This is a genomic window from Methylobacterium sp. R2-1, from assembly GCF_014191355.1.
In the GTDB taxonomy this organism is placed as follows: Bacteria; Pseudomonadota; Alphaproteobacteria; order Rhizobiales; family Beijerinckiaceae; genus Methylobacterium.
Map to the genome: position 1 here is coordinate 19,173 of NZ_JACHWM010000003.1, position 26,401 is coordinate 45,573.

Genomic DNA, 26,401 nt, shown 5'->3' on the forward strand with positions numbered 1-26,401 from the left:
CGTTTTCCGAACATCTGTTGGGGTTTGAGCGCGTCGAATGCCTGTCCCGGTATTTGCTTGCCTACCCGAAACGAAAGGTAGCCCATGAATACGCGACTTCTCCTGACCGCCGGCGCACTCTCGCTCGGTCTCGCTCTCTCGTCGGGCGCTTACGCTCAGGGCATGCAGCGGGGCGGCATGGAGCCCGGCATGGGTGGGCAAACGGGCGGCCAGATGGGCGGCCAAATGCAGCAGGGTGCGATGGGCGACGACATGGGCCAGGAGCAGCGCCCGATGAAGCGCAGCACCAAGAAGATGAAAAAGCCCATGAAGAGCAAGAAGATGATGCGCTCCAAGCGCATGAATTCCGGCTCCGGCATGGAGTCCGGAGCGGGCGGAATGTGATCCACCCGTCACCCGACTGTGACCGGCTCGCCATCTAGGCGATCCTTGGCCCGCCCGGTTAGACCGGGCGGGCTTTTTCGTCTCGAGCGAAAGCTTTTCGTGCTTTCCCGGGCCGGCTCGTCCGCGATGTCCGCCGGGAACGCTTCTGCAGGGAACAGCGCGCCGTGGCCGCAGGATCGATGCTCTCGGGACCCGACATCGTCGAGACGGTGCGGCGGCGATGGATGTTTCGCCACCCGCTGGTGATCCGGCTGGCGCACTGGATCAACGTGGTCTGCCTCGCCATCCTGCTGATGAGCGGGCTGCAGATCTTCAACGCTCATCCGGCGCTCTACTGGGGCGCGGCCTCGACCTTCGACAAGCCGTTCGTCGCCATCACCGACGACCAGCGGGACGACGGCACGCCGCGCGGCATCGTCACCATCGCCGGCCACACCTTCGACACCACAGGCGTGCTCGGCCTGTCGAACCTCAACGGCCAGCCGGCGGGCCGCGCCTTCCCCTCATGGTCGACTCTGCCGGCGCACCAGGATCTCGCCACGGGGCGGCGCTGGCACTTTCTGTTCGCCTGGGCCTTCGTCATCAACGGGCTGATCTACCTGCTCTACGGCATCGGCACCGGACAGCTGCGCCGTCGCCTCATCCCTGACGGCGACCAGATGCGCGGGTTCGGCTCCTCGATCCGCGAGCACCTGACCCTGCACTTTCCCGAGGGCGACGAGGCCAAGCGCTACAACGTGCTGCAGAAGCTCTCCTATCTCGTCGTCGTCGCGGTGCTGCTGCCGCTGATGCTGATCACCGGCCTGTCGATGTCGCCGGGCGTCAACGCCGTGATACCCCTGCCCGACCTGTTCGGTGGCCGGCAATCGGCCCGCACGGTCCACTTCATCGTCACCAACCTGCTGGTGTTGTTCGTGATCGTCCACGTTCTGCTCGTGCTGCTCTCCGGCGTGGCCAACAACATGCGCAGCATGATCACCGGCTGGTTCGTGATCGAGCGTAAAAAACTTCCCGCCGGCTCGGGAGAGATCCCATGACCCCCTGCCCTGTGAGACCCCGCCTGCAGATCCCCCGCCCCCAGCGCCGCGGCTTCCTCACGGCGGCGGCCGGCCTCCTCGGCGTCTCGGCGCTCGGCGGCTGCGACCGGTTCGCCGCGAGCCCGACCGGCCAGCGCGCCCTGAAGGCGGGCGAGAACGCCAATCTGTTCGTGCAGCGCCTGCTGCTCACGCCGGCCTCGCTCGCCAAGGAATTTCCGGATTCGGAGATCTCGCCCTGGTTCAAGCCGAACGGCACGATCGAGCCGCCGGACCGGGCCTACAAGGCGCTCGCCGCCAAGGGTTTCGAGGGGTTCAAGCTGCGCGTCGACGGCCTCGTCGAGCGGCCGCAGGATCTGAGCCTTTCCGACCTGCGGGCGCTGCCTGCCCGTACCCAGACGACGCGGCACGACTGCGTCGAGGGCTGGAGCGCCATCGGCAAGTGGACCGGCGTGCCGCTCTCGGAGGTGCTGCAGCGCGCAGGCCTGAAGCCGAATGCCCGCTACATCGTGTTCCACTGCGCCGACACGATGGAATATGCGGCTGGCAGCGACGACGAGGCGGCGGAGACGGAAAAGACCGCCGCTCCCGGAATGGAGTCGCGGCCGGAAGGCGCCGAGAACCAAGCCAGCGATTCGCAGCCCGCCGCTGCCGAGGCCCCGACGGACGAGGGGGAGGAGGTGCAGGGCACGCCCGTGCGCTACTACGAGAGCATCGATCTCACCGACGCCTATCACCCGCAGACGATCCTCGCCTACGACCTCAACGGCCAGGCTCTGCCCGTCTCGAACGGCGCTCCGCTTCGTCTGAGAGTTGAGCGGCAACTCGGATACAAGCAGGCGAAATATGTCATGCGGATCGAGGTGACCGAGGGCCTGAAGGGCATCGGCGACGGCAACGGCGGCTACTGGGAAGACCGCGGTTACGAGTGGTACGCGGGCATCTGAGGCGGCGCCTCACCCGTTCTCCCGATTTGACAACGCCGCGCCGCTCACCCACTTCTGCGCGGCGCGAGAGCCGGCCCCCGACCGGTACGCATCCGCGCCATCCCCAAAACCGTACCCGCGGTGAGGCTCTGGCGAGAGGCAGAGGTTCATGAAAGTCGTCGTCGTCGAGTCGCCGGCCAAGGCCAAGACGATCAACAAATACCTGGGGCGCGATTACGAGGTTCTGGCCTCCTTCGGCCATATCCGCGACCTGCCGGCCAAGGATGGCTCGGTCGATCCGGAAGCCGATTTCGCCATGATCTGGGAGTTGGAGGATCGCGGCTCGAAGCGCGTGTCCGAGATCGCACGCGCCGTGAAGGGCGCCGAGAAGCTCATCCTCGCGACCGACCCGGATCGCGAGGGCGAGGCGATCTCCTGGCACGTCATCGAGGCGCTCACGGCCCGCAAGGCGCTCAAGGGCATCCCGGTCGAGCGGGTGACCTTCAACGCCATCACCAAAGCCTCCGTCGATGCGGCGATGAGGAAGCCCCGTGAGATCGATCAAGCGCTGGTCGACGCCTATCTGGCTCGACGGGCACTGGATTACCTCGTCGGCTTCAATCTCTCGCCGGTGCTGTGGCGTAAGCTGCCGGGCGCCAAGTCCGCCGGCCGGGTGCAGTCGGTTGCGCTCCGTCTCGTCGTCGAGCGCGAGATGGAGATCGAGCGCTTCAAGCCCCGCGAGTACTGGTCGATCGTGGCCACGCTCGCGACCGAGAACGGCGGCGTGTTCGAGGCACGCCTCGTGGGAGCCGATGGCAAGCGCATCCAGCGCCTCGATGTCGGCAATGCCGAGGAAGCGGCGGCGTTCAAGCGCGACCTCGAACTCGCGACCTTCCAGGTGGCGAGCGTCGAGGCCAAGCCCGCCAAGCGCCACCCGCAGCCTCCGTTCACGACCTCCACGCTCCAGCAGGAAGCCTCGCGAAAACTCGGCATGGCGCCGGCGCAGACCATGCGCGTCGCGCAGCGGCTCTACGAGGGCGTCGATGTCGGCGGCGAGACCGTCGGCATCATCACCTATATGCGAACCGACGGCGTCGACATGGCGCCGGAGGCGATCGCGGATGCCCGCCGGGTGATCGGCCGCGAGTTCGGCGACGCTTACGTCCCCGGCGCGCCGCGCAAGTACTCGGTGAAGGCCAAGAACGCGCAGGAGGCCCACGAGGCCGTGCGCCCGACCGATATGGGCCGGTTGCCGAAGCAGGTCGCCCGCTATCTCGAGCCCGAGCAGGCCCGGCTCTACGAGTTGATCTGGACGCGCACCATCGCGAGCCAGATGGAATCGGCTGAACTCGAGCGCACCACCGTCGATGTCACCGCGAGTGTCGGCCCGCGCCGGATCGACCTGCGCGCGACAGGTCAGGTCGTGAAGTTCGACGGCTTCCTCGCCCTCTACCAAGAGGGCAAGGACGACGAGGAAGACGAGGATTCGAAGCGCCTGCCGGCGATGAAGGCGGGTGATCCGCTGAAGCGCGAGCGTATCGCCTCGACCCAGCACTTCACCGAACCGCCGCCGCGCTACTCCGAGGCGAGCCTCGTAAAGCGGATGGAGGAGCTCGGCATCGGCCGTCCTTCGACCTACGCGGCGATCCTCCAGACGCTGCGCGATCGCGAATACGTCAAGATCGAGAAGAAGCGGCTGATGCCCGAGGACAAGGGCCGGCTCGTCACCGGATTCCTCGAGAGCTTCTTCAAGCGCTATGTCGAGTACGATTTCACCGCGAGTCTGGAGGAGCAGCTCGATCGGGTCTCCAACGCTGAGATCGATTGGCGGGCGGTGCTGCGCGACTTCTGGCGCGATTTCTCTGCTGCCATCGGCGGAACCAAGGAACTGCGCGTCGCGGAAGTTCTTGAGGCGCTCAACGGGCTGCTCGGCCCCCACATCTTCCCCGAGAAGGCGGATGGCGGCGACCCGCGCGCCTGCCCGACCTGCGGCTCGGGCCAGCTCTCGCTCAAGCTCGGCAAGTTCGGCGCCTTCATCGGCTGCTCGAACTACCCCGAGTGCAAGTACACCCGGCAGCTCTCGGCGTCCGGCGTCGAGGGTGAGGGCGATGGCTCCTCGGCCGAGGGTAGCCAGCCCGGCGTGCGGGTGCTCGGTGACGACCCGGCCACCAGCCTGCCCGTGACCCTGCGTGACGGACGCTTCGGGCCGTTCGTGCAGCTGGGCGAGGCGTCGTCCGAGAAGGGGGCGGAGAAGCCCAAGCGCTCCTCGCTTCCGAAGGGCATGAGCCCGAGCGGCGTGACGCTCGAGATCGCGCTGCGCCTGCTGTCGCTGCCGCGCGAGGTGGCAAAGCATCCAGAGACCGGCGAGCCGATCCTGGCCAATCTTGGCCGTTTCGGGCCTTACGTGCAGCACGGAAAGACCTATGCCAATCTCGGCAAGGACGACGACGTGCTGGAGATCGGCGCCAACCGCGCCATCGATCTCATCGTCGCCAAGGAGCAGGGTGGCGGGCGCCCCTCCTCCGATCCCGGCCGCGTGGTCGGCAAGGATCCGGGCGGGCTCGACCTCGTGGTCAAGGCGGGCAAGTACGGTCCCTATGTCAGCGACGGCTCGGTGAACGCGACGCTGCCGAAAACCATGGCGGCCGAGAGCCTGACGCTGGAGCAGGCGATCGACCTCATCAATGCCAAGCGCGCCTCGGGCGGCGGCAAGAAGCCGGTTCGCAAGACGGCGGCCCGCGCCCGCACGGCGACGAAGAAGGCGGACGGCGCTGAGGCGAAGAAGCCGGCGGTCCGCAAGACGGCGGCGAAGGCTGCGACCAAGCCGGCGGCTGCGAAGAAGGCTTCCGCGAAAACGAAGGCGAGCTGAGGCGCGCCTGAAGATACCCTCTCCCCTCTGTGGGAGAGGGTATCTGCGGAGCAGGCGGGAGAGGGGCAGCACGACGGTGCCCTCACAGCCGGCCTCGATCGAGCGGAAGTCTGGGTTCTCTAACCCGACCTCCTACCGGGGCCATCCTCTCCCGCGGAGTGGAGAGGGAGATCGCGGCGCTGTCAGCCCTCGCTGACCTGCTCGAACGTCAGGTAGCTCGGCCGCCTGCCGGCCGCGAGGGCCTTGGCCTCGTAGCGGGTGCCTGGCCAGCCGGGAAACGGTCGGCGCCAGTCATCGGCGGTCTCGGCCGTCCAGCGGAGCTGCGGGCAGCGGGCGGCGCGGACCAGGGTCCAGCCAACGTAATCGTCGATGTCGCTGGCGAAACGGAAATGGCCGCCGGGGCGCAGCACCCGGGCGATCTCGGCGAGTGAGGCGTCCGATACGAATCGGCGCTTGCGCTGGCGGCGCTTGGGCCAGGGATCAGGATAGAGCAGGTAGACTCGAGCGAGGCTCGCATCCGGAAGAGCGGCGAGCAGAGCGGTCGCGTCCTCGTCCCAGACGCGGACGTTGCGCAAAGACCGCTCGTCCACCGCGCGCAGCAGCTTGACCACGCCGTTGACGAAGGGCTCACAGCCGATGATGCCGGTCCGCGGGTTGGCCTCGGCCTGGGCCGCGAGGTGCTCGCCGCCGCCGAAGCCGATCTCCAGCCAGACCTCGTCGATCGGAACCGGGAACAGGCTCGGCGGATCCAGGAATTCGCCGCGCTCGGGCAGCGCGACGCGCAAGCGCGGCAGCGCCCCTTCGAGGCGCTGCTCCTGGCCCGGACGCAGCCGTTTGCCCTTGCGACGCCCGTAGAAGGCCCGCTCGGCGTCACCGGTCCCACCCGTTTCGGGAGGGATGCTGTCATCCCTCCCCTTCATGCGGGTCGGGCTCAGAAGGCCGACTTCAGCTTGGCCGCCAGATCGGTCTTCTCCCAGGAGAAGCCGCCGTCGGCATCGGGCTCGCGGCCAAAATGGCCGTAAGCCGAGGTGCGGGCGTAGATCGGCTTATTGAGCTGCAGCGCCGTGCGGATGCCGCGGGGCGAGAGGTCGAGGGCGTCCATCAGGACCGACTCGAGCTTCGCCTCGTCCACGGTGCCGGTGCCGTGCAGGTCGACGTAGATCGATAGGGGCTTGGCCACGCCGATGGCGTAGGAGAGCTGGATCGTGGCGCGGCGGGCGAGCCCGGCGGCGACGACGTTCTTGGCCAGATAGCGGGCGGCGTAGGCGGCCGAGCGGTCGACCTTGGTCGGATCCTTGCCCGAGAAGGCGCCGCCGCCGTGGGGCGCCGCACCGCCATAGGTGTCGACGATGATCTTGCGGCCGGTGAGGCCGGCATCGCCGTCGGGGCCGCCGATCACGAACTTGCCAGTCGGGTTGACGTGCCAGGCGGTGCCCTCGTTGACCCAACCCTCCGGCAGGGCCTTGAGGATGTAGGGCTCGACGATGGCGCGCACGTCGGCCGAGTCGAGCGACTCGTCGAGATGCTGCGTCGACAGCACGATCTGCGTCACCTCGACCGGACGGCCATCGGCGTAGCGCACGGTGACCTGGCTCTTGGCGTCGGGACCGAGCTTGGCCGCGTCGCCCTGCTTGGCCTTCCGCGCGTCGGCGAGATCCTTGAGGATCTTGTGGGCGTAGAAGATCGGGGCCGGCATCAGGGCCGGGGTCTCATCGGCGGCGTAGCCGAACATGATGCCCTGGTCGCCCGCGCCCTCGTCCTTGTTGCCGGCGGCGTCGACGCCCTGGGCGATGTCGGCCGACTGCGCGTGCAGGTGGATGGCGACGTCGTTGTTCTTCCAGTGGAAGCCGGACTGCTCGTAGCCGATGTCGCGCACGGCTTCGCGGGTCAGCTCCTCAAGGTCCTTGAAGGTCACGGAATCGGGGCCGCGTACCTCGCCCGCGATCACGACGCGGTTCGTCGTCGTCAGCGTCTCGACGCCGAGCCGCGCCTCCGGCATCGCGGCGAGGTAGGCATCGACCACGGTGTCCGAGATCCGGTCGCTCACCTTGTCGGGGTGGCCTTCGGAGACGGATTCGCTGGTGAAGAGGTAGTCGGAACGAGGCATCATGCACCCCCGATTGTCGGGCGCGCCTCGTGTTGCAACGGCGCTTGACCCGGTCTCCAGAGGCGCGGCTTGTCGCATCGACGTTTCGGACGGTCAAGCCGGAATGGCGAAATCGTCCGTTTTAACGAACGATGTGATACCGCTTTCGACGCGCCGCCCGAGATCATGTGCGGCCGGCAATCTGGAGCCGTGGGACGGATTCGAGGCTGTGACGGGTCAGGTCTTGAGTTCGCGGCTCAGCGTTTCGACGGCGGCGGAGAGTTCGCGGCGCTGTTCCTCGCTGAACGTCTCGACGAACTGGCGAGCGAAGGCTCGAGCAAGATCAGACCAGGGCTCGGCCGTGTAAGACTGTTGTCCGTTGTCCGAAAAGCCGCGTTCCGTTTCGGGATCAGGATGAGGAATGCCGTCGAGGAAATCGGAGACAGGAGTATTGGTGAGACGGCTCAGGATCGCGAGATGGATGGCGCTGATCCGATTGACTCCCTTCTCGTACTTCTGGAGCTGAGCAGCCGACATCCCGAAGCTATCGGCAACGGCGCGCTGCGTCAGCTTCGAGCGTTTGCGCTGCTCAGCAATACGGCGTCCGAGAAGGACGTCGCGCTCATCGGTCTTCTGGCCTGCCATCTGCACTCTGCCCACACTCTATTGGGCGATGCTTCGATCGAAAACTTTCCTGTTGCAAGGCCAAGCAAGTGGCAACAGCGACGACGCACGCAATATGTCATTTGTTAAAGGTGCGGCGCGGCGTCGCAGGCCTATCGGAGCGTGAAAGGGCAGATGCGCCGCAATCAGAGGGTCGAAGAAAGAGTGGCGTCCCCGGCAGGGCTCGAACCTGCGACCCCAGGTTTCATACCACTTCGGCTTTCGCCGCCGCACTGCCCGCGCGTTCGTGGCCTGGACTATCCCTTCACCCTGGGCCTCAAGCGAGGCCTTTAGGTGCCGCCCGTCTAGTCTCTACACCTTCCCGCAACCCGCAAGGGGCTTCAGGCTTGGCTCGGGATCGGCAGGGCGCCACGACGCCGGAAGCTTTCCCCGAATTTGAGCGGATCCGCCGCGCGGTTTCCCATCGCGGCGCCCAATTGTGGAGTTTAGGAAACCTGTGCTCTGTCCAGCTGAGCTACGGAGACGTCCATCCAGGCTTAGCATCATCGCGCGGGACCGCCAACCACTCGGGTCCCGGACGGTGAAGATTACACAGCTTGCGCTGCGGACCCCGAATCTTCGACCTGTGGCCCGGCGGACTCACGGGGCGACAATCCGCGATTGTGGGGCCTCGATGCCCTCGATCGCCGCGATCCGGGCGCTTTTCGCGCGGCATCCTCGCCCGTGACGAGAGGCCGAGCGCGAGCGGTGGTGATGGTGCGCGGTGATGGTCGCGACGGTGTTCCCTGCGGGCGTCGAACGGGCCGCCGCGGCGCTCCGGCCCTGGCTTGGATCCTGGCGACCGCCTGCGGCGGGAGCTTGAACTCTTTCAGTGTCTCGGCAGCCCCAGGAGCCGAGGAAACGTGCCGGCCGGCCGCCGCGCGGGAGGATCGTCTGGCCGATGTCGGGCGCCGCGGCGAGCTGATCCTCGCCTCCGGCCGCCGGGCGGTGCTTTCGGGTCTGCGCTGGCCCGACGAGCCGGCGCTCGACGCCCGTGCCCGCGCATGGCTCATGCCCTTCCGGGGCGCGTCTCTGATGCTGACCGAGCGCGGTCCTGAGGATCGCTGGGGCCGCCGTCGTGCCGACGGGATCGCGGGCGAGGCCGAGCCCGTCGATCTCGCCGCGGGGCTGGTGGCAGCCGGGCTCGCCTATGCCGATGCCGACGAAGCCGACGCGCTCTGCCGTCCGGCGCTCCGCACCCTTGAAGCGGCGCCGCGGGCGGCCGGGCTCGGCCTGTGGGCGGGACTCCCGCTCGCCGCGACCGATGCGGCGGCCCTGAGCGCGCGGGCCGGGCGTTTCGCGGTGGTGGAGGGGCGCATCCTGCATGTCGGTGAGCGCTCGGCGCGGACCTATCTCGACTTCGCTCGCCGGGGTGAGCAGGGCTTGACCGTAACGGTGCAGAAACGCACTTGGCGGACGCTGAGCGAACATGGTTTGTCTGCGGCCACGCTGAAGGGCCGCCTCGTGAGAATCCGCGGCATGGTCGAGATCGGGCGGGGACCGCTTATCGATCTTGCCGGTGTCGAAGGCATCGAGGTCGTCGAGGGGGAGCGAGCGCTGCGGCGCTAGAACGGCATGGCGGGGGATCGGCAGCACGAATCGAAGCGGCGGGGCGCGTGCGGACGCCGCCGGGAACGGCTTGCGCAGAGCGTTGCGCGGTTCGGGGCGCTTGCCGCGCTCGCGGGCCTGCTCGCCGCCTGCGCCGCCGATCAGACCGGGAGCGTGCTCACGCCCGCGGTGATCAAGGTGCCCGAGCAGGCGCCCAAGACGACGGGGCGCACCCGCTCGGACGAGGCGGACCACGCCAAGCTCGTGGCCTCCTTCGGCGGCGAGTACCGCGCGCCTGCCGCCCACCGGCTGATCACCGAGATTACCGAACGTCTGGTGCGCGCCAGCGACCGGCCGGAGGAGAGCTACGCGGTCACGCTGCTCGACTCGCCCGTCGTCAACGCTTTCGCCCTGCCGAGCGGCCGTCTCTACGTGACCCGCGGATTGCTGTCGCTCGCGAGCGACAGCTCAGAGGTCGCGGCCGTGCTCGCCCACGAGATCGCCCACGTGACGCTGCGCCACGCGACCGCCCGCAGCGAGCTGGCCCTGCGCTCGCAACTCGTGAGCCGCGTCGTGGCCGACGTGCTGAACGATCCCGTCACGGGCGCGCAGCTCGAGCATCAATCGAAGTTCACACTTGCCCGCTTCTCCCGCGAGCAGGAGCTGGAGGCGGACACCAACGGGGTGCGCGTGCTGGCCCAGGCCGGCTACGATCCCTTCGGGGCCGGCCGCTTTCTCGACGCGCTCCAGCGCACGATGGCGCTCAAGTCCGGCAACGGCAGCGCGGCCGAGCCCGACATGCTCGCGACGCATCCGGCGACCGCCGAGCGAATCGCGCTCGTCACCCGCGCCGCCCGGCGCATCGGCGCCCCCGGCCTCGGCGACGACGACCGCGCCCGCTACCTCGCGGCGATCGACGGCCTCTCTTACGGCGACAATCCCGGCGAGGGGCTCGTGCGTGGACGGCGCTTCCTGCATCCCGGCCTCGGCATTGCCTTCGAGGTGCCGGATGCCTTTGCCATCGAGAACACCCGCAATGCCGTGCTCGGCACCACGCAGGAGGGCAGCCGCCGCCTGCTGTTCGATCAGGTCGAGGCGAGCGGCGACCGCAGCCTTGAGGACGTGCTGCGCGCGACCTGGAACGACGCCATCGAGGCGGGCTCGGTCGAGAACCGCATCATCGGCGGGCGCTCGGCCGCAACGGCTCTCTCGCGCGGCAAAGACTGGACGTTTCGGCTGGCGGCGATCCGTATGGGCGAGACCACCTACCGCATGATCATGGCGGCCAAGGGCGCCACCGATCCCGAGCCGGCCTTCCGACGCTGGCTGGAGAGCCTCCGGCCGATCGAGCCGGAGGAGGCCGCCTCCCTCAAGCCGGCGCATCTGCGGATCGTCACCGCCGCCCCGGGCGACACCGTAGAGGGCTTGGCCCGCCGCATGAGCGTGTCCGATCGCGCCGTTGATCGCTTCCTCGTGCTCAACGGCCTGCAGCGCGGCGCGACGGTCAAGCCCGGACAGGGTTACAAGCTCGTGGTCGAGTAGGGTTTCGGACCGCCGGGCTTGCGCGCCCGGGAGACGGCGCCTAGGCCGTTGGCCGCGAAACAGGTCCGACGTGCAGCGCCCCGATCCCTCAGCCGACACCGCCGTCGCGGTCGTGTTCTTCCGTCCCTCGACCGAACAGGTCGCGCGGATCGTGGAGCGCTTCGCCGGGCGCATGCCCGTTCTCGTCTACGACAATGGCGGCATTCCGCCCGAGGCGCTGGCGCGGCTGCGGAGCGCGGATGGGCTCACCCGGCTCGGCGAGGGGCGCAATCACGGCATCGCCGCCGCCCTCAATGCCCTCGCCGACGCGGCGATCGCAGCGGGCTTTTCCCGCCTGTTCCTGCTCGACCAGGATGCCGACACGACCGTCGAGACGGCGCGCGCCCTGGGCCACGCCCTGGATCGGGCCGCGGGCACGACCCCCCCCCCTGCCCTGGTCGGGCCGGCACCCGCGCCGAAGCCCGGCCACAAGGCGCCGGTCTATCCGCCGCGCCCCGGCGTTCCGCCCCACGAAAACCTTCGGCCGGTGGAGTTCCTGGCGACGTCCGGCTCGCTCGTGGATCTCGCAGCCTTCTCGAGGGTGGGCCCGTTTCGCGAGGACTTCTTCATCGACGCGGTCGATCTCGAATGGTGCTTTCGCGCCTGGGCACGGGGCTGGAGCTGCTGGATGGACCCCGGCACCGCCATCCCGCACAGCGTCGGCCGCGGCACCATCCGGGCGCGGTTCCTGCCCGTGGCGATGCCCGACCAGCCGCTGTTCCGCATGGCGGTCTACGTGCGCAACACCGCCTATGGTTGGCGCCTGCCGCACGTGCCGGTCCGGTGGAAGCTGAAACAGGCTGCCTACCTCCCGCTGCAGATCGGGCTCTACTGGTGCCGGCACCGGTTCTCGCCCCGCGTGCTCGCGCGCCTGCTCACGGCGCTGGCGCAGGGGCTGGCCGGGCGGCTCGGCCGGCCGGCGGACGCGCCGCTGTGACTTCAGTCCTCACGGCGGCCATCGACGTCGTCATCGTCAACTGGAACGCCGCGGACCAGCTCAGGGCCTGCCTCGCGAGCCTCGCCGAAAGCGACGGGGCGGAGCACCTGCGCGTCGTCGTCGTCGACAACGCCTCAAGCGACGGCTCGGCTGAGAGTCTGGACCGACCGGGTCTCGCGCTCACGGTGTTGCGCAACGCTGAGAATCTCGGCTTCGCCCGCGCCTGCAACCAGGGCGCCGCCCACGGATCGTCCGAGGTCATCCTGTTTCTCAACCCCGACACGCAGGTGAGCCGGGACGGCATCGCCATCGCCCGCGCGCGGCTCGTTTCCGACCCCGGCATCGGCATCGTCGGCGCCCGGCTGGTCGATGAGGCGGGGCATACGCACCGCACGTGTGCCCGCCACCCGACGGGCGTGAGCCTGATCGCCCACACCCTGTTCCTCGACCGGCTGCTGCCCGGTCGCGTTCGCCCGCACTTCCTGCTCGATTGGGACCATGCCGAGACGCGGGCGGTCGATGCGGTGATGGGCGCGTTCCTGATGATCCGGCGCCCGCTCTTCGCCCGGCTCGCTGGGTTCGACGAGCGCTTCTTCGTCTACTGGGAGGATGCCGACCTCTGCGCCCGCGCCTCTGCTGCAGGCTTCAGCGTGTGCCACGTCGCACAGGCCGAGATCCGCCACCGCGGCCAGGGCACCACCGAGGCAGTGAAGGATCGGCGCCTGTTCTACTTCCTGCGGGCGCAGGCGCTCTACGCGCGCAAGCATCACGGCCGGGCGGCTTTTCTCGCCGTGCTGGCCGCCGCGCTCGCCGTGAACCTGCCGGTGCGCCTCGGCCGGGCGCTGGTACGGGGCAAGGCAGGGGATGCGGCTGCGGTGATCCGCGCAGGGCTCATGCTGACAGGGGCCCTGCCGCGGCTGTTGACCGGCAGCGGTCGATGAGGCTTGCCTGAAGGGGGGATCTTGTCGTCCGCGGCGGCCTCCGTCATGGTGCCGCCCTCCGGACGGTCCCGCTTGCACCCGCAGCGGGCGGCTGAACGGGAAGTGGCGTGCACGACAGCGCGGACAAGGGCTCTCCACCGGCGGACCTGTCGCCCGCCCTGTACCGTGCGGCCTTCGACGGCGCACCGGTCGGCCTCGCCGTTTTCACACCCGACCGGCGTACGGTCCGCACCGCCAATGCTTGCCTGTGCCGCTGGCTCGGCTACGCTCCGGGCACACTCGACGGCCGCCCGATCGATCGGGTGATCGGCCGCGAAGCCTTCGGCGAAGGAAGCCCGGATGTGAGGGCCGGCATCCGTCGCTGGCTGCGAGCCGACGGCGGCAGCCTCGATCTGCGCCTGACCCTCTCCGGCGAGGACGCGGCGGAAACGGTCGCGGTGGTGACCCTCGTCGATGCAGACGATCTCGTCCGGGCCGAGCAGAACCGCGACGCCCTGACGGCGGCGGGCCTCGGGGAGTGGCGCTGGGATCTCGTCACCGGGCAGATGGTGTTCTCGCGGCGCGCGGCGCAGATCCTCGGCTACGCGCCGGGGCGCTCCGTCACCTGGGAGGGGATGCGCGGCCAGGTCGATCCGGCGGATGCCGAGCGGATTCAGGCCGCGGTCGCAGCCGCCATCGCCGAGCGGCGGCCCTACGCGTTTCAGACCCGCTTCCACCGCGCCACCGACGGTGCCGAGATCTGGATCGACGCCCGCGGTGAGGCGCTTCTCGCCGCCGACGGCACGCCGGTCGGCATCGTCGGGGTGGTGCAGGACGTCACCACCCGGGTCGAGGCCCGGGAGGCCCTGGCCGAGCGCGAGGAGCGCCTGCGGGTCGCCACCACGGTCGCCAACCTCGGCATCTTCGAGTGGCACGTCCTCGACGACCGGGCGACTTGGGAGAACGAGCGGATGTTCGCGATCTTCGGCCGCCGGCCGGAAGAGGGCAGCATCGGCAAGTCCACATTCCTCAAGGAGATCCTGCATCCCGAGGATCGCCTCGTGTTCCGGCAGGCGATCTTGCGGGCCCTTCGCGAGGACACGATCCTGCACGCCACCGGCCGCATCCGCCGTCACGATGACGGTCAGTGGCGCACCATCGACATGGCGGGTCGCTTCGAGCGGGCCCGGCCGGGCGGCCTGCCGCGGCGCCTGATCGGCGTCGTCGCCGACGTGACCGACCGTCACCTCTCCGAGGAGCGCCGCAGCCTCCTGATCCGCGAGCTGCACCACCGGGTGAAGAACACGCTCGCCACGGTCCAGGCCATCGTCGGCTCGACGGCGCGCACCGCCACCAGCATCGACAGCTTCCACGAGGCCTTCGTCGGCCGCATCAAATCGCTCGCCCACACCCACAGCGTGCTCACCGAGGCGACGTGGCAGACGGCGAGTCTGCGTGACCTGCTGGCCTCGGAACTGATGCCCTATGCCGAGAGCGAAACCGAGACCTCGCCGGACCTGCGCATCGTTCTCGACGGCCCGGCGGTCGATCTGCCCTCCGAAATCGCCGTGCCGATCGGCATGGCGATCCACGAGCTGACCACCAACGCGGCCAAGTACGGGGCTCTCTCGACGGGCCGCGGCCGGGTCGCGATCACCTGGAGCGTCGAGGCCGGCGTGCTGCACCTCGACTGGCGCGAAAGCGGCGGCCCTACCGTCGCCCCGCCGACCCGCCAGGGCTTCGGCTCACGCCTGCTGCAGCGGGTGCTGACGACCCAGGTCCAGGCGCAGATCACGACGGATTACGCGCCGGAGGGCTTTCACCTGACCCTCGCCGCGCCGCTGCCGGAGCGCAACCCAGCACTCAACCCCCTGGCCTGAGAGGCGAATGGCCGCCGCGTATTGCCGTCTTATGGGCGCGATCGCGGAAGTCGATGATGGATTTTCCGCAGTGCATCGCGCCGCCGGACCGCGCGCGGGTGCTTGCGACAACGATCCGAGCCCCTCCCCATCAAGGCAAGGCGGAGCCGAAGCAATCCAGTCGCATGACGGGACCGGAGGCGCCTGCGGCAGCAGGAAGACGGATCGCAGCCGCTCTCAGGCTGCGCCCCGCGCCTCCTCGCCGCCAGCATTCACGAAGCTCTTCAACTCGTCGAGCGAGCCGAAGGTGAAGCGACCGCGCGGCGTGTCGGCCTCGATCGAGCCGTCGGAGAACATCACGTAGGTGTTGGCGCCCGACGCGTAGGAGCCGACCGCGTGCCGCTCCTCGGAGGCGGTCTTCTCCGGCTCGGGTGCTTGCGGCGCCGGCTCCTGCAGCTCCGGTGCGGCGGCTTCCAGCTCGGGCGACGGTTCGGCTGGTGCCGCCGGCACCGGAGCAGACGCCGGCTCGTCGAGGAAGGAGCGCAGGCCGATCGGTTCGACAGAAGGTGCCTGAACCTCGACCCGCTCCGGGTCCTTCGGCTCGACGACCGGGATTGCGGACGTCACCGGCTCGGGAGGGGCCGGCGCAGGTGCGGGCTCGTGCATGAGTTCAGGGGTGCGGAACAGGTCGTCGTCGCTCGCATGCGGCGCGGGCTCCGGCAGCAGATCGGGTAGAAGCGGCTCGGCGGCACTCGGCTGCGGTTCGGCGGTTGGGGCCGGATCCTCAAAAACCGGCTCGGAGCCCCGGCCGCCCGGTCGCAGCGCGCCGATCGACAGTCCTGCAAGGCCGGCCGCGCCCGCACCGGCCGCCCCGATGCCGGCGAGCGAGGGCCGCTCCGGCGGTGCGACCTCGGGAGCCACGAAGGCCGGTGCCTCCGGCGTCGAGGCCTCCCAGGGCACCGACCCAGCGGGAAGTTCGGCCGGAACGCTCGACTGCGGGGATGCGGCGCGCAGTTCGGAAACGGCGCCGTGGAGCTTGAGCAGGCGGTGAACGACCGCCGTCAGTCCGAGCAGGACCACGCCCGCCGAAGCCGCGGTCGAGCCGCCAATCACCATCGCGAGCCCGCTCTCCAGACGGACATAGGGAAAGCCTTGGACCACGGCGGCGATGCCACCGAGGATCATGACGGAACTGAGCGCGAGCAGCGCGACGACCATGTTACTCTCGACTGACTGTCGCGGGCGGCGTGGGAGAACAGGATAACCCCCGGCCCGCGCATTGCAAAATCGCCCGGCCCCATTGTCCATGGAAACCGGCCTTTCCGTCTCTCCTTGCACAGCCGAAGGCCCGCGCAAAACGGTGGATGCCGCGCTTTTGCCGGTGACAGGCGCGCGGACATGGCTCCGGTGGCGTTGCCGAGCCCGGCCCACCGACTTACCTACCCGCCCGTCACCTCGCCGGCCGCGCGCTTCAATCCGCCCGCGCGCTTCGCCTCCGCTCCCCGCGAGACCCGGACAACCCAGGAGACACGCATGACGTTCACCCTGCCCGAGCTGCCCTACGCCTACGACGCGCTGGGGCCCTACATGTCGAAGGAAACCCTCGAGTTCCACCACGACAAGCACCACAAGGCCTATGTCGACACCGGCAACAAGCTGCTGGAGGGCACCGACCTCGCGGGCAAGAGTGTCGAGGAGATCGTCAAGGCGAGCTACAACACCAACCAGGCGCTCTTCAACAACGCTGGCCAGCACTACAACCACCTCCATTTCTGGAACTGGATGAAGCCCAACGGCGGCGGTCAGCCCCCGGCCGAACTCGCCAAGAAGATCGACGAGGATCTCGGCGGCTACGAGAAGTTCAAGGCCGACTTCATCCAGGCCGGCGTCGGCCAGTTCGGCTCGGGCTGGGCTTGGCTCGCGGTCAAGGACGGCAAGCTCGCGATCCTGAAGACCCCGAACGGCGAGAACCCGCTGGTTCACGGCGCGACCCCGATCCTCGGCGTCGACGTGTGGGAGCACTCCTATTACATCGACTACCGCAACCGCCGTCCCGACTACCTCAAGGCGTTCATCGAGAACCTCGTGAACTGGGAGTACGTCGAGAAGCTGTACGGCGAAGCCAAGGCCTGATCCGCGTCGGGATTTGATGACGCCGCCCCGTTTCCGACGGGGCGGCTTTTTCATGCGCGGCGTGACCCCGCGGCCCTAGTCGCGCCGCGTCTCGACGGCCTACTGCACGGCGAAGGCTTCTGATGTGGCGATCCCGCCCTCGCCCTCGTCCTGAGGGGCCGATGGGATCGCCCGTCCGCACGGGACCGACCGCAAAACATGATCCGCTCGATCCTCTCCGTCGGCGGCTGGACGCTGGTCTCGCGGGTCACGGGCTTTGCCCGCGACGTGGTGACGGCCGCCGTGATGGGCGCGGGACCGGTGGCGGATGCCTTCGTCGTCGCCTTCCGCTTGCCGAACCATTTTCGGGCGATCTTCGGCGAGGGCGCGTTCAACACCGCCTTCGTGCCGGCCTACACCCATCTGGAGCAGGCCGGCGCGGCGGGCACGGCCGCGCGCTTCGCCGACCGCGTCTTCACCCTGATGCTGATCGTTCAGCTCGTGCTGCTGGCCCTCGCGCTGCCGGCGATGCCCTGGATCGTGCGGGCGCTGGCGCCGGGCTTTTCCGGGGACGGGGAGCGGTTCACGCTCGCCGTGAGTCTGACGCGGATCACCTTCCCCTACCTTCTGTTCATGACACTGGTGACGCTGTTCTCCGGCATCCTGAACGCGCATCGCCGCTTCGCCGCCGCGGCCGGCGCGCCGGTTCTGCTCAACCTCGCCATGCTGGTCGCGCTGGCGCTGGCCTTCCTGTTTCCGAACGCGGCCTATGCCGCGGCCTGGGGCGTCTCGGTCTCCGGCGTGCTGCAATTCGCGCTGGTCTGGTGGGATGCGCGCGCGCGCGCCTACGCGCCGCGGCTGACGAAGCCGACCCTGCGCGATCCCGATCTGATCCGCTTCTTCAAGATCCTGGGGCCTGCCGTGATCGGTTCGGCCGGCTTCCAGATCGCGACCTTCGCCGACACCATCATCGCGAGCTTCCTGCCGACCGGCGCGGTCTCGGCGCTTTACTACGCCGACCGCCTCTACCAGCTCCCCTTCGGCGTAATCGCCATCGCCGCCGGCACCGTGCTTCTGCCCGAGATGAGCCGGTGCATCGCCGCGGGCGACGTGGCCGGCGCGCACGCGGCGCAGAACCGGGCCGCCGGCTTCTCGCTCGCGCTCTCGGCTCCCTTCACGGTCGCCTTCCTGACCCTGCCGGGGTTGATCATGGCGGCCTTGTTCCAGCGCGGCGCCTTCACTGCCGAGGATGCCGCCCGCGCGGCCTCCGTGCTCGCGGCCTACGGGCTCGCCCTCCCCGCGGTCGTCCTGGTGCGTTCGGCGGTCGCGAGCTTCAACGCCCGGCAGGACACCACGACGCCGCTCTACGCCTCGCTGACCGCGATCGCCGTCAATGTCGCGCTGAAACTCGTGCTCACCGGGCCCTACGGCGTCGCCGGCCTCGCGCTCGCCACCGCCATCGGCCAGTGGATCAACCTAGCCCTGCTCTACGGGCTGGCGCTGCGCCGTGGCTGGACCGCGCCGGGGCGGGTGCTCGGCGTAACCGTCGCCGCGGTCGTCGTGGCGAGCGCGGTGCTGGCGGGGCTCGCCGTCTACGGCCTTCCCTTCGCCGAGCGGGCCGTGCCGGCCCTACCCCATCTGCGTGAGATCGCCGTACTGGGGCTGCTCGGCATCGCCGGAGCGCTGACCTACGCCGGCACACTGCTCGCGGTGATGGGGGCGTTCGGCGTGCGCTTGCGCCGCAGGTAGGTCTTCGGAGCCTGCCCCATCTCACGCCGCATGAGCGCTTCCGATCTCCTCGCCGGCAAGACCCACGCCGTCTTCGACGCCTACGGCACCCTGTTCGACGTGCATTCGGCGGTTCACCGCCATGCGGGCGCACTCGGACCGCGGGCGGAAAACCTGTCCGAGCTGTGGCGGGCCAAGCAGCTCGAATATTCCTGGATCCACGGCCTGATGGAGCGCTACGTCGGCTTCTGGGACCTGACCGAGCGCGCCCTCGACTTCGCGCTGGCCCGGCACCCCGAAATCGACCGGGCGTCCCGAGAAAAACTCCTCGACGCCTATCGCGATCTCGACGCCTACGCCGACGTGCCCGGCGTCCTCGACCGCCTGCGCGAGCGGCACGTGAAGACGGTCCTGTTCTCCAACGGCAACGCCGCGATGCTGGAGCGGGCGGTGGCCTCGGCGGGATTGGGCACCCGGCTCGACGCGGTGCTCTCGGTCGAGTCCGTGCAGACCTTCAAGACGGCACCCGCCGCCTACCGGATGGTCCTCGATCGGCTCCGCATCGATCGGAGCGGCGTGCTGTTCTTCTCCTCGAACCGCTGGGACATCGCGGGGGCCACCGCCTTCGGCTTCGACGCGGTGTGGGTGAACCGCAAAGGCCAGCCCGACGAGTACCCAGACCAGCCGCCGCGCGCGGTCGTGAAGGGCCTCGATGCGGTGATCTGAACCCCCGGCAACGGCACGTTCGCCAATCCTTAAGCTTGCCCCGATTAACTCGGGCGCAATGCCTGTCGTTTGCCTATCGTTTCCTTGCCTGATCAGTTCGGTTGTCCAAAGGATCGGTTCTCGTGCCTGCCCTGTCCCTCTCCGTCCTGGCCCGAAAGGGCGTCTGCGCGGCTCTTCTTGGCGCCGCCCTCCTCTCCGCCGCCCCGGCCTCCGCCCGTGACGGCCGCAACGGCGCCCTGATCGGCGGCGCGGCGGCCGGCGTGATCGGCGGCCTGGCCGTTGGTGCTCTCCTCAACGGCGCCGCTCCGCCTCCGCCGCCGCCCGCGCGCCGGGTCTATGTCGAGGAGGAGCCGGTCTACGTCGCGCCGCCGCCGCGCCGTGGCCCGATCTGCCACTACGAACGGCGCAAGGTCTGGCTCGACGAGGTCGAGTTCACCTACCGCCGGGTCGAGGTCTGCGAATAACGTTCTCGCTGCCCCGTGCGAGAAGGTAAGGCGTCCGCCTCAGGCGGGCGCCTTCTTCGTCAGGATCCAGTCCTCGACTACGATGGCGTCGAGGCCGGTGGTGAAGAACATCAGGATCGCGTCCTCCGCCGTGTGGAGGATCGGTTTGCCCATCACGTTGAAGCTGGTGTTGAGCAGGATCGGCACCCCGGTCAGCTCCGCGAACGCTTCGATCAGCGCCGTGTAGGCCGGGTTGCGCTCCCGCGTGACGCTCTGCAGCCGGCCGGTGCCGTCGGCATGGACCACCGCCGGCACGCGCTCGCGCACCGCCTCGCGCCAGACCAGTGTCCGCTCCATGTAGGGACTATCGCAATAATCCTCGAACCAGTCCGGTCCGGCCTCGGCCAGGATCGAGGGGGCGAAGGGGCGGAACGCCTCGCGGTACTTCACCTTGGCGTTGAGCGATTCCTTGGCGTGGGCCGGGCGCGGGTCGGCGAGGATCGAGCGGTTGCCGAGCGCCCGGGGGCCGAACTCCGCCCTGCCCTGCACCCAGCCGACGAGCCCGCCCTCGGCCAGGATTTTTGCGGCTTCCCGCGTCACGCCGTCGTGGCCGAGGCGGCGGGCGCGGGGCTCCCACTCCGCCATCCGCTCCAGCGGCTCGGTCGAGACGGTTGAGCCGAGATAGGGGGTGAGCGGGCGCGCGGCGCGCGGCGGACCCTTCCAGTCGGAATCATCCTCGGCGAGCGCCAGCCAGGCGGCGCCGATGGCGTTGCCGTCGTCGGCCGGCGCCGAGGGGACGTGCAGGCGCCGGAAGCCCGAACGCTCGAGCACCCGCCCGTTATAGGAGGAGTTGAGCCCGCAGCCGCCCGCGATCACGAGGTTTTCCGACGGCGCCAGCCGCCACGCCTCCGCCACCAGCACGTCCATCAACTCCGAAAAAATATCCTGGCCGCAGCGGGCGAGGTCGGCCCAGCCCTGCTCGCCGACATCCTTCGGGCGCCGGACCAGAATCTCGGCGGCGACCGCCTGCACGGTCGCCGCGTCGGCGAATTTCAGGCGCCCGTCCTCGACCGTGTAGAGGCGGCGCAGGATCGCCATCAGGTCCGGGTCGGTGTTGCCATAGGGCGCGAGCCCCATGATCTTCCATTCCTCGCCCTTGATCTGATCGAAGCCGGCGAGGTCCGTCACCAGCCCGTAGAGGAAGCCGACCGAGCCACGCCCGCGCTGGCGCCGCACCTCCTCGATCCGGCCGTCCTTCAGGCGGTAGATCGCCGCCGCGCCGGTCTCGCCCATGCCATCGACGATGAGCGCGGTCGCCTCCTCGAACGGGCTGCCCCACAGGGCGTAGGCGGCATGTGCGAGGTGGTGGGCGTAGCGGCGCCTTCCGGCGATTTTCGCGCGGGGTGGGGCGCCGAAGCCCCGCGTCTCGTTGTCGAGGGCGAGGATCGTGCCGTTGCCGGCCCGCGCCTGCATGGCGTGAAGATCAGCGATGAAGACCCGCTCGGCCCGCTCCGGCACGAAGGAGCGGTTGAGGGTGGAGGGATGCTCGGCGAGCGCCGGCAGGTCGAAGGCGCCCGAGGCCGCCTGCCCCTTCAGGAAGTCGGAAAACTGCTCGCCCCAGGAGGTGGCGATGACGAGGTCCGTGCCCTCGGGAACGTGACGCTTCAGCAGGCCCGCCATGCGAGTGCCGGGATCGGGCTCGCAGTTCGGGGCACGCTTGTATTGCAGGTAGCGCTCGGCGGCTTCCGCGAACAGCACGGTCCCGTCCGGCCCGACGAGGGCGAGCGCCGGATCGTGGAAGGTCGTGGCGAGGCCGAGATAGGTGCGCATGCTGCCGGGCTACACGCCGGCACGCGAGGCGACAACCGCGTTGCGGTGCTCCGATGGCCGTGCGAGACGAGCCGCCGATGACGGACGCCTTCCCCGCCTCGCCGCCCCTCGCCCTCGTGATCTTCGACTGCGACGGCGTGCTGATCGACAGCGAGCCGATCAGCCTCGCGACCCTGACACGCGGCCTCAACGAAATCGGGCTCGCCATCAGCCTCGACAGCGTGCGCGAGCGGTTCGCCGGCACCTCCATGACCTCGATCATGGAGCGCGTCGCCCGCGAGGACGGGGTGACGGCTCCGGACGGCTTCGTCGAGCGGGTGAAGGCGGAGACGCTGGCTGCCTTCGAGGCGGAACTCACCGCCATGGCCGGCATCGCGGAGGCCCTGGGCCTCCTGCACCTGCCCTTCTGCGTCGCCTCCAGCAGCGATCCGGTGCGGCTGCGCCGCTCGCTCGCTCTGACGGGCCTGCTGCCGCTGTTTGAGGACCACGTCTTCTCCTCCACCCAGGTCGCGCGCGGAAAACCCTTCCCCGACCTGTTCCTGTTCGCGGCGGAGCGGATGGGTGCGGCGCCGGAGCGCTGCCTCGTGATCGAGGACAGCGTGCCGGGGGTGCAGGCGGCCCGTGCCGCGGGCATGCGGGTCGTCGGCTTCACCGGCGGCGGCCATTGGGGCCACGACAGGGACGGGCGCGATCTCCTGGCAGCCGGAGCCTTCTCGGTCTTCTCCGCCCATGCGGAGCTCGGCCGCATCGTCGCCGCGGCCTGAGAGCGGCCCCCGCCGCGGGGGGCTTCCACGGCATGCGGAGTATCTCGGAAGTGCCCCGTGCCATCCCGTGCCTCAGGGCGGTGCGGCTTCGTGCGGCGCACGCGGAAGTGCCATCGCGATCAGGGTTGCTACCGGCGCCGCGATGGGCGTGAGAAGCGCGGTTCTCCGTTCAGCGCTGCCGCGTCCGCCGTTCTCGCTCGTGCCGCCACGTGTCGTCGTGGGCTGATTGCCCGGCCGGCGTGCGATCCGAACCGCCGAGCCGCGCCGCTTTCGAGGAGTGGCAGGATGGACGTTTCAACCTTCGAGATCCTCGACGAGCCGCTGACGCCGCCGCTCGGAATTGGCATCGACGCGATCGCCCGCTGGGTCCTGCAGAGCGGCTTCCTGACTGAACCATGTGCTCGAGCAGGCGGGCCTCGGCGTCGCGACTAAGCGCTTCTCCGGACAGCTAAGACGCGCCAACCGGGCCGCGAATCACGGCGCGATCTTTCCCTGTCAAGCTGAACTTCGAAAGAACATTCCGTTGACGGTCGGGGTTAGACCACTCATCTTAAGGACGTGCGAACGACTTCGCGCCGCGGTGATTTGTAGTGGCACGCTTGCGCCGCGTTATCAAACGCTAATGCATCACGACGCACTTGCGCCGTGGTCCTCGCGAAAGAGGAGGACTTGCCTTGATCGGCCTGGTTATTTGGAAAACTTCGAAACAGCCCGGCGCATGGGACAGCCGGGTGTGGGGGTGTTGTCGGCGGACAGTCACATCCGTGGGCTAGAGCATCGCGCTGAAAGGTAGCCCCGGCTGCCGGGATCAGACGATGCAGCGATCCAGCGCCCACGAACGCCTTGCCGACAACCGGCCGACGAAGGCCGCAGGAGTTCACCCCATCATGCCCCATGTTCAGACCGCTTACCTCGACGACGACGCGCTCGACCTTTCCGGCGCGGACGCTGCCCCCGCCCGCGTGATCGAGATCGGCGAGGTCACTGCCGGCATTGCCGTGCCCGAGCGCGGCGGCGTCCGCTTCTTCTCGTCCGAGCGCCGCTTTGACGGCCTCGACGGCACCCTGTTCCGCACGGTCGAGCAAGCCGCCCGCGCCGCCCGCGCTGCGCGGGAGAAGGGCCGCCAGCCGCGCCTGCGCGCGGTGTGACCCGTTCCACTGACGGACACCCATTCGAGAAAAGCCGGCGGCTCCCACGGAGCCGCCGGCTTTTCTGCTTGAGCTCGGTAACGATCAAGCCAGGATCCGTATTCCCCTGCCCCGCAGAAAGGCCGGCACGGTCCGGTCAGGGGCGCACGACGAACAACCGCGACCGCAACACCGGAGCCCGGCCTACTTGCACTCCTCGCGGGCGCGCTTGAGCGCTTCCGCGAACCCGCCCAGCGCGTAGTCGTCCTGGGTCGGCTTGCCGCGCTGGGAGACGGTGCGGATTGTGGCGGTCTGCGTTCGGCTCATCTCTGTGACGATGCGCGGCTCGTCCGCCTGGTTCTGGATCCAGGCGTTCTCGTCCTTCACCACGAGGCCGTAGCGGGTATTGCCAACCGTCAGGTACGGGTCACTCGGCGCGGCAGCCGCACCGGGCTTCCCCTGCGCGGCGGCGGGCTTCGGTTTGAAGCCGAGCATGACCGCGATCTCCCCCTGGGCGCCGCCCTTGGGAAAGGTCACGAACAGGTAGCCGGTGTCGCGCGCGAGCGTCTTGGGGCTGCGCGTCGTCGGTTGGGCGATGACGTAGCAGAGCTTGTCGCGGCCCTGTGCGCCGTTGGTGAAGACGTTCCAGTCGCCGAACACCGCGAGCGGCACCGCCTGCTGCATCCCTGGCGGCAGCGCCGAACTCTTCGATTGGCGGCGGCTCGCACGGGCGGGGATGATCTCCGCTCCCTGCACACCCTGCTGCGCCAGCGCTCGCCCGGGCGATGCGGCCAGAGTCGCCGCAACCGCGGTGGCCAGCACGAGGGCTGCGAGGGGACGACCGGCGGGGTCAAAGATCGAAAATCGGTGCCGCTGCATCTCTACTCGGGTGTACGGACGGCCGGGCGGGCCATCTTCACGCGTCGTCAGGATGACGGGCCGCGGCGGAACAGGAAAGCCCTGCCCGCTTCGATCAACCGAAAACGGTCATTGGCCCCGCCTATCGACGCAGCCTTCGCTACCGGATGCGCCGTCAGGCCGCCCGCATCTCCGCCGTCAGGGCCGCGGCGGCAAGCGCTGCCGCGGGCAGGTCGATCGACGGATCGATCTCGGGGAGACGGATCTCGACGGCCGTCGGGGCGGCGCCCGGCGCCGGCTCGACCGGGTTCGGCTGCGCCGGCTTCACCGGATCATTGTAGGGCGTGTTGTAGGCCTTGCGGATCGACGCCCAGAAGGCACCACGCTCCGCGTCGGTCAGGCGCGCGAGGCGAGCATCGATGACCGCCATCGCCTCCGCCGCCAGGGCCGGGGTCTCCTCGACGGTGATCCAACTCACAACGTTCATCGACGGCACTCCGCAGGTTCGGACGGTCCGATAGCCAAGCTCAGTTAGCTGAAACCTGAACGCCGCATTTTCCGTGCCCGTTCCCGCAGGGTTACCCCTACTTCTCCACAGAGCCGAGCTTTTCCAGCCAAGCCTCCGCCCGCCGGCGCACGTTGCCCGGCGCCGTTCCGCCGTAACTGGTACGGCTCGCGACCGAATTCTCGACCCCGAGAACCGCGAAGACCGCCTCCGTGATCCCCGGCTCGATTGCCTGCATGACGTCGAGGGAAAGCTCCTCCAGGCCGATTCCGCGCTCGGAGGCTGCCGCGACGACGCGACCGGTGACGTGATGCGCCTGTCGGAACGGCATGTTCAGCTCGCGCACCAGCCAGTCGGCGAGGTCGGTGGCGGTGGCGAACCCTGAGCCCGCCGCGCGCTTGAGCGTTTCGGCCACGGGTTCGAGGTCGCGCACCATGCCGGCCATGGCGGCGAGGCACAGGGAGAGCGATTGAAGGGCGTCGAACGTGCCCTCCTTGTCCTCCTGCATGTCCTTTGAATAGGCGAGCGGCAGGCCCTTCATCACGATGAGCAGGCCCGTGAGCGCGCCGATGATGCGACCCGCCTTGGCGCGCACGAGTTCGGCGGCGTCGGGATTGCGCTTCTGCGGCATGATCGACGAGCCGGTGGTGAAGCCGTCGGAGAGCCGCACGAAGCCGAACTGGGCCGAGGTCCACACCACCAGTTCCTCGGCAAAGCGCGAGAGGTGGACCGCGCAGATCGAGGCGGCGGCGAGCGATTCCAGCGCGAAGTCGCGATCGGCCACGGAATCGAGCGAATTCGCGGTCGGCCGGTCGAAGCCGAGGGCGGCGGCCGTGGCGTGGCGATCGATGGGGAAGGAGGTGCCGGCGAGCGCGGCGGCGCCGAGCGGGCACTCGTTGAGCCGAGCCCGCGCGTCGCGGAACCGACCGCGGTCGCGCGCCAGCATCTCGACATAGGCGAGGCAGTGATGGCCGAAGGTGACGGGCTGGGCCGATTGCAGGTGGGTGAAGCCCGGCATCACCGTCCCGGCATGCTTCACCGCCGTCTCGGCCAGCGCCCGCTGGAGGTCGGCGACCTGCGCGTCGAGGGCGTCGAGAGTGTCGCGCACCCACAGCCGCATGTCTGTGGCGACTTGGTCGTTGCGCGAGCGGGCAGTGTGCAGGCGCCCGGCGGCGGGGCCGACGATCTCGGTCAGGCGGCTCTCCACCGCCATGTGGATGTCCTCCAGTTCGCGCCGGAAGACGAATTCGCCGCGCTCGATCTCCGCCTCGACGGACTTGAGCCCGGCTTCGATGGCTGCCACATCCTCGGCCGGCAGGATGCCTTGCTTGCCCAGCATCGCGACATGCGCCAGCGAGCCGCGGATGTCCTGGGGCGCGAGCCGTCTGTCGAACCCGATGGAGGCGTTGATCTCCTCCATGATCTCGGCCGGTCCGCTGGCGAAGCGGCCGCCCCACATCCGGTTGCTCATGGCTGATCCCACCTTCCGCACGCGAAACGA

General features: G+C 69.2%; 24 protein-coding genes. 16 read left to right on the forward strand and 8 right to left on the reverse strand.

The features are described 5' to 3' along the window. Positions 1-84: 84 nt before the first annotated feature. The 4 genes from FHU13_RS04930 (at position 85) to topA (ending at position 5,213) form a co-directional block, all read left to right on the forward strand. The gene (locus FHU13_RS04930) at positions 85-384 is read left to right on the forward strand and encodes a hypothetical protein (protein WP_183434759.1); all 300 of its coding nucleotides are present in this window, start codon (positions 85-87) and stop codon (positions 382-384) included. Positions 385-548: 164 nt separating this feature from the next. Further along, positions 549-1,421 (forward strand): cytochrome b/b6 domain-containing protein, encoded by an 873-nt coding sequence (locus FHU13_RS04935; RefSeq protein ID WP_183434761.1) that lies wholly within the window; start codon positions 549-551, stop codon positions 1,419-1,421. Next, positions 1,418-2,365 (forward strand): molybdopterin-dependent oxidoreductase, encoded by a 948-nt coding sequence (locus FHU13_RS04940; protein ID WP_183434763.1) that lies wholly within the window; start codon positions 1,418-1,420, stop codon positions 2,363-2,365. The genes FHU13_RS04935 and FHU13_RS04940 overlap by 4 nt, the downstream gene beginning before the upstream one ends. A 148-nt stretch (positions 2,366-2,513) precedes the next feature. Further along, a complete protein-coding gene (gene topA, locus FHU13_RS04945; protein ID WP_183434765.1) occupies positions 2,514-5,213 on the forward strand; it encodes a type I DNA topoisomerase in 2,700 nt (899 codons plus the stop codon). Positions 5,214-5,395: 182 nt separating this feature from the next. Here topA and FHU13_RS04950 read toward each other — a convergent pair whose 3' ends face one another. The 3 genes from FHU13_RS04950 to FHU13_RS04960 form a co-directional block, all read right to left on the reverse strand. Continuing rightward, entirely contained in the window at positions 5,396-6,133 is a 738-nt protein-coding gene (locus tag FHU13_RS04950; RefSeq protein ID WP_183434766.1) for a tRNA (guanosine(46)-N(7))-methyltransferase TrmB, read from the reverse strand. 11 nt (positions 6,134-6,144) lie between these two features. After that, positions 6,145-7,320, reverse strand: coding sequence for a methionine adenosyltransferase (gene metK, locus FHU13_RS04955; RefSeq protein WP_183435097.1), 1,176 nt, complete (start codon positions 7,318-7,320; stop codon positions 6,145-6,147). Positions 7,321-7,536: 216 nt separating this feature from the next. Continuing rightward, complete coding sequence (locus tag FHU13_RS04960) at positions 7,537-7,944, reverse strand: helix-turn-helix domain-containing protein (protein ID WP_183434768.1); 408 nt, start codon at positions 7,942-7,944, stop codon at positions 7,537-7,539. A gap of 732 nt (positions 7,945-8,676) precedes the next feature. On the opposite strand from FHU13_RS04960, the gene FHU13_RS04965 reads away from it, so the two are divergent. From FHU13_RS04965 to FHU13_RS04985, 5 genes are all read left to right on the forward strand, one after another. Then, entirely contained in the window at positions 8,677-9,531 is an 855-nt protein-coding gene (locus FHU13_RS04965; protein WP_183434769.1) for a DNA-binding protein, read from the forward strand. 6 nt (positions 9,532-9,537) lie between these two features. Continuing rightward, complete coding sequence (locus FHU13_RS04970; protein ID WP_183434771.1) at positions 9,538-11,052, forward strand: M48 family metalloprotease; 1,515 nt, start codon at positions 9,538-9,540, stop codon at positions 11,050-11,052. A gap of 70 nt (positions 11,053-11,122) precedes the next feature. Beyond that, on the forward strand, positions 11,123-12,028 hold the full coding sequence (locus tag FHU13_RS04975; protein ID WP_183434773.1) for a glycosyltransferase family 2 protein: 906 nt from the start codon (positions 11,123-11,125) through the stop codon (positions 12,026-12,028). Beyond that, positions 12,025-12,969 (forward strand): glycosyltransferase family 2 protein, encoded by a 945-nt coding sequence (locus FHU13_RS04980; RefSeq protein ID WP_183434774.1) that lies wholly within the window; start codon positions 12,025-12,027, stop codon positions 12,967-12,969. The genes FHU13_RS04975 and FHU13_RS04980 overlap by 4 nt, the downstream gene beginning before the upstream one ends. Before the next feature lie 107 nt (positions 12,970-13,076). Beyond that, positions 13,077-14,828, forward strand: coding sequence for an HWE histidine kinase domain-containing protein (locus tag FHU13_RS04985; protein WP_183434776.1), 1,752 nt, complete (start codon positions 13,077-13,079; stop codon positions 14,826-14,828). 216 nt (positions 14,829-15,044) lie between these two features. Here the strand turns inward: FHU13_RS04985 and FHU13_RS04990 are convergent, their stop codons facing one another. Next, positions 15,045-16,025, reverse strand: coding sequence for a hypothetical protein (locus FHU13_RS04990; RefSeq protein WP_183434778.1), 981 nt, complete (start codon positions 16,023-16,025; stop codon positions 15,045-15,047). 315 nt (positions 16,026-16,340) lie between these two features. Between FHU13_RS04990 and FHU13_RS04995 the strand changes: the two genes are divergently transcribed. The 4 genes from FHU13_RS04995 to FHU13_RS05010 all read left to right on the forward strand — a co-directional run bounded on the left by FHU13_RS04995 (position 16,341) and on the right by FHU13_RS05010 (position 19,837). Next, positions 16,341-16,940 carry a superoxide dismutase gene (locus FHU13_RS04995; protein WP_183434780.1) on the forward strand — a complete coding sequence of 200 codons (600 nt, stop codon included), beginning with the start codon at positions 16,341-16,343 and terminating at the stop codon, positions 16,938-16,940. A gap of 198 nt (positions 16,941-17,138) precedes the next feature. Then, positions 17,139-18,668, forward strand: coding sequence for a murein biosynthesis integral membrane protein MurJ (gene murJ, locus FHU13_RS05000; RefSeq protein ID WP_183434782.1), 1,530 nt, complete (start codon positions 17,139-17,141; stop codon positions 18,666-18,668). A gap of 30 nt (positions 18,669-18,698) precedes the next feature. After that, positions 18,699-19,373: a haloacid dehalogenase type II gene (locus tag FHU13_RS05005; protein ID WP_183434784.1), complete on the forward strand. Its 675-nt coding sequence runs from the start codon at positions 18,699-18,701 to the stop codon at positions 19,371-19,373. Positions 19,374-19,495: 122 nt separating this feature from the next. Beyond that, on the forward strand, positions 19,496-19,837 hold the full coding sequence (locus tag FHU13_RS05010) for a hypothetical protein (RefSeq protein ID WP_183434786.1): 342 nt from the start codon (positions 19,496-19,498) through the stop codon (positions 19,835-19,837). 39 nt (positions 19,838-19,876) lie between these two features. Here the strand turns inward: FHU13_RS05010 and FHU13_RS05015 are convergent, their stop codons facing one another. Next, the gene (locus tag FHU13_RS05015; protein WP_183434788.1) at positions 19,877-21,646 is read right to left on the reverse strand and encodes a carbamoyltransferase; all 1,770 of its coding nucleotides are present in this window, start codon (positions 21,644-21,646) and stop codon (positions 19,877-19,879) included. 77 nt (positions 21,647-21,723) lie between these two features. Here FHU13_RS05015 and FHU13_RS05020 point away from each other — a divergent pair, with 77 nt between their 5' ends. From FHU13_RS05020 to FHU13_RS05030, 3 genes are all read left to right on the forward strand, one after another. Further along, the gene (locus FHU13_RS05020) at positions 21,724-22,410 is read left to right on the forward strand and encodes an HAD family hydrolase (protein ID WP_183434789.1); all 687 of its coding nucleotides are present in this window, start codon (positions 21,724-21,726) and stop codon (positions 22,408-22,410) included. Between the two features lie 285 nt (positions 22,411-22,695). Then, on the forward strand, positions 22,696-22,842 hold the full coding sequence (locus tag FHU13_RS05025; protein WP_183434791.1) for a hypothetical protein: 147 nt from the start codon (positions 22,696-22,698) through the stop codon (positions 22,840-22,842). A gap of 455 nt (positions 22,843-23,297) precedes the next feature. Next, the gene (locus FHU13_RS05030; RefSeq protein ID WP_183434793.1) at positions 23,298-23,558 is read left to right on the forward strand and encodes a hypothetical protein; all 261 of its coding nucleotides are present in this window, start codon (positions 23,298-23,300) and stop codon (positions 23,556-23,558) included. A 183-nt stretch (positions 23,559-23,741) separates the two neighbouring features. On the opposite strand, the gene FHU13_RS05035 is transcribed toward FHU13_RS05030, so the two are convergent. The 3 genes from FHU13_RS05035 to argH form a co-directional block, all read right to left on the reverse strand. Then, positions 23,742-24,416 (reverse strand): invasion associated locus b family protein, encoded by a 675-nt coding sequence (locus FHU13_RS05035; RefSeq protein ID WP_183434795.1) that lies wholly within the window; start codon positions 24,414-24,416, stop codon positions 23,742-23,744. Positions 24,417-24,570: 154 nt separating this feature from the next. Further along, positions 24,571-24,882 (reverse strand): hypothetical protein, encoded by a 312-nt coding sequence (locus tag FHU13_RS05040; protein WP_183434796.1) that lies wholly within the window; start codon positions 24,880-24,882, stop codon positions 24,571-24,573. Between the two features lie 97 nt (positions 24,883-24,979). Then, positions 24,980-26,371 (reverse strand): argininosuccinate lyase, encoded by a 1,392-nt coding sequence (gene argH, locus FHU13_RS05045; protein ID WP_183434797.1) that lies wholly within the window; start codon positions 26,369-26,371, stop codon positions 24,980-24,982. Positions 26,372-26,401: the final 30 nt, after the last annotated feature.

Bases quoted from the DNA above. Each gene is read 5' to 3' on its own strand.
- FHU13_RS05035 (WP_183434795.1), bottom strand. From the start codon at position 24,416: ATGCAGCGGCACCGATTTTCGATCTTTGACCCCGCCGGTCGTCCCCTC.
- FHU13_RS05005 (WP_183434784.1), top strand. From the start codon at position 18,699: ATGAGCGCTTCCGATCTCCTCGCCGGCAAGACCCACGCCGTCTTCGAC.
- FHU13_RS05015 (WP_183434788.1), bottom strand. From the start codon at position 21,646: ATGCGCACCTATCTCGGCCTCGCCACGACCTTCCACGATCCGGCGCTC.
- FHU13_RS04990 (WP_183434778.1), bottom strand. From the start codon at position 16,025: ATGGTCGTCGCGCTGCTCGCGCTCAGTTCCGTCATGATCCTCGGTGGC.
- FHU13_RS04970 (WP_183434771.1), top strand. From the start codon at position 9,538: ATGGCGGGGGATCGGCAGCACGAATCGAAGCGGCGGGGCGCGTGCGGA.
- murJ (WP_183434782.1), top strand. From the start codon at position 17,139: ATGATCCGCTCGATCCTCTCCGTCGGCGGCTGGACGCTGGTCTCGCGG.
- metK (WP_183435097.1), bottom strand. From the start codon at position 7,320: ATGCCTCGTTCCGACTACCTCTTCACCAGCGAATCCGTCTCCGAAGGC.
- FHU13_RS05020 (WP_183434789.1), top strand. From the start codon at position 21,724: ATGACGGACGCCTTCCCCGCCTCGCCGCCCCTCGCCCTCGTGATCTTC.
- FHU13_RS04965 (WP_183434769.1), top strand. From the start codon at position 8,677: ATGGTGCGCGGTGATGGTCGCGACGGTGTTCCCTGCGGGCGTCGAACG.
- topA (WP_183434765.1), top strand. From the start codon at position 2,514: ATGAAAGTCGTCGTCGTCGAGTCGCCGGCCAAGGCCAAGACGATCAAC.
- FHU13_RS04930 (WP_183434759.1), top strand. From the start codon at position 85: ATGAATACGCGACTTCTCCTGACCGCCGGCGCACTCTCGCTCGGTCTC.
- FHU13_RS05025 (WP_183434791.1), top strand. From the start codon at position 22,696: ATGGACGTTTCAACCTTCGAGATCCTCGACGAGCCGCTGACGCCGCCG.
- FHU13_RS04940 (WP_183434763.1), top strand. From the start codon at position 1,418: ATGACCCCCTGCCCTGTGAGACCCCGCCTGCAGATCCCCCGCCCCCAG.
- FHU13_RS05040 (WP_183434796.1), bottom strand. From the start codon at position 24,882: ATGAACGTTGTGAGTTGGATCACCGTCGAGGAGACCCCGGCCCTGGCG.
- FHU13_RS04950 (WP_183434766.1), bottom strand. From the start codon at position 6,133: ATGAAGGGGAGGGATGACAGCATCCCTCCCGAAACGGGTGGGACCGGT.
- FHU13_RS04960 (WP_183434768.1), bottom strand. From the start codon at position 7,944: ATGGCAGGCCAGAAGACCGATGAGCGCGACGTCCTTCTCGGACGCCGT.
- FHU13_RS04995 (WP_183434780.1), top strand. From the start codon at position 16,341: ATGACGTTCACCCTGCCCGAGCTGCCCTACGCCTACGACGCGCTGGGG.
- FHU13_RS05030 (WP_183434793.1), top strand. From the start codon at position 23,298: ATGCCCCATGTTCAGACCGCTTACCTCGACGACGACGCGCTCGACCTT.
- argH (WP_183434797.1), bottom strand. From the start codon at position 26,371: ATGAGCAACCGGATGTGGGGCGGCCGCTTCGCCAGCGGACCGGCCGAG.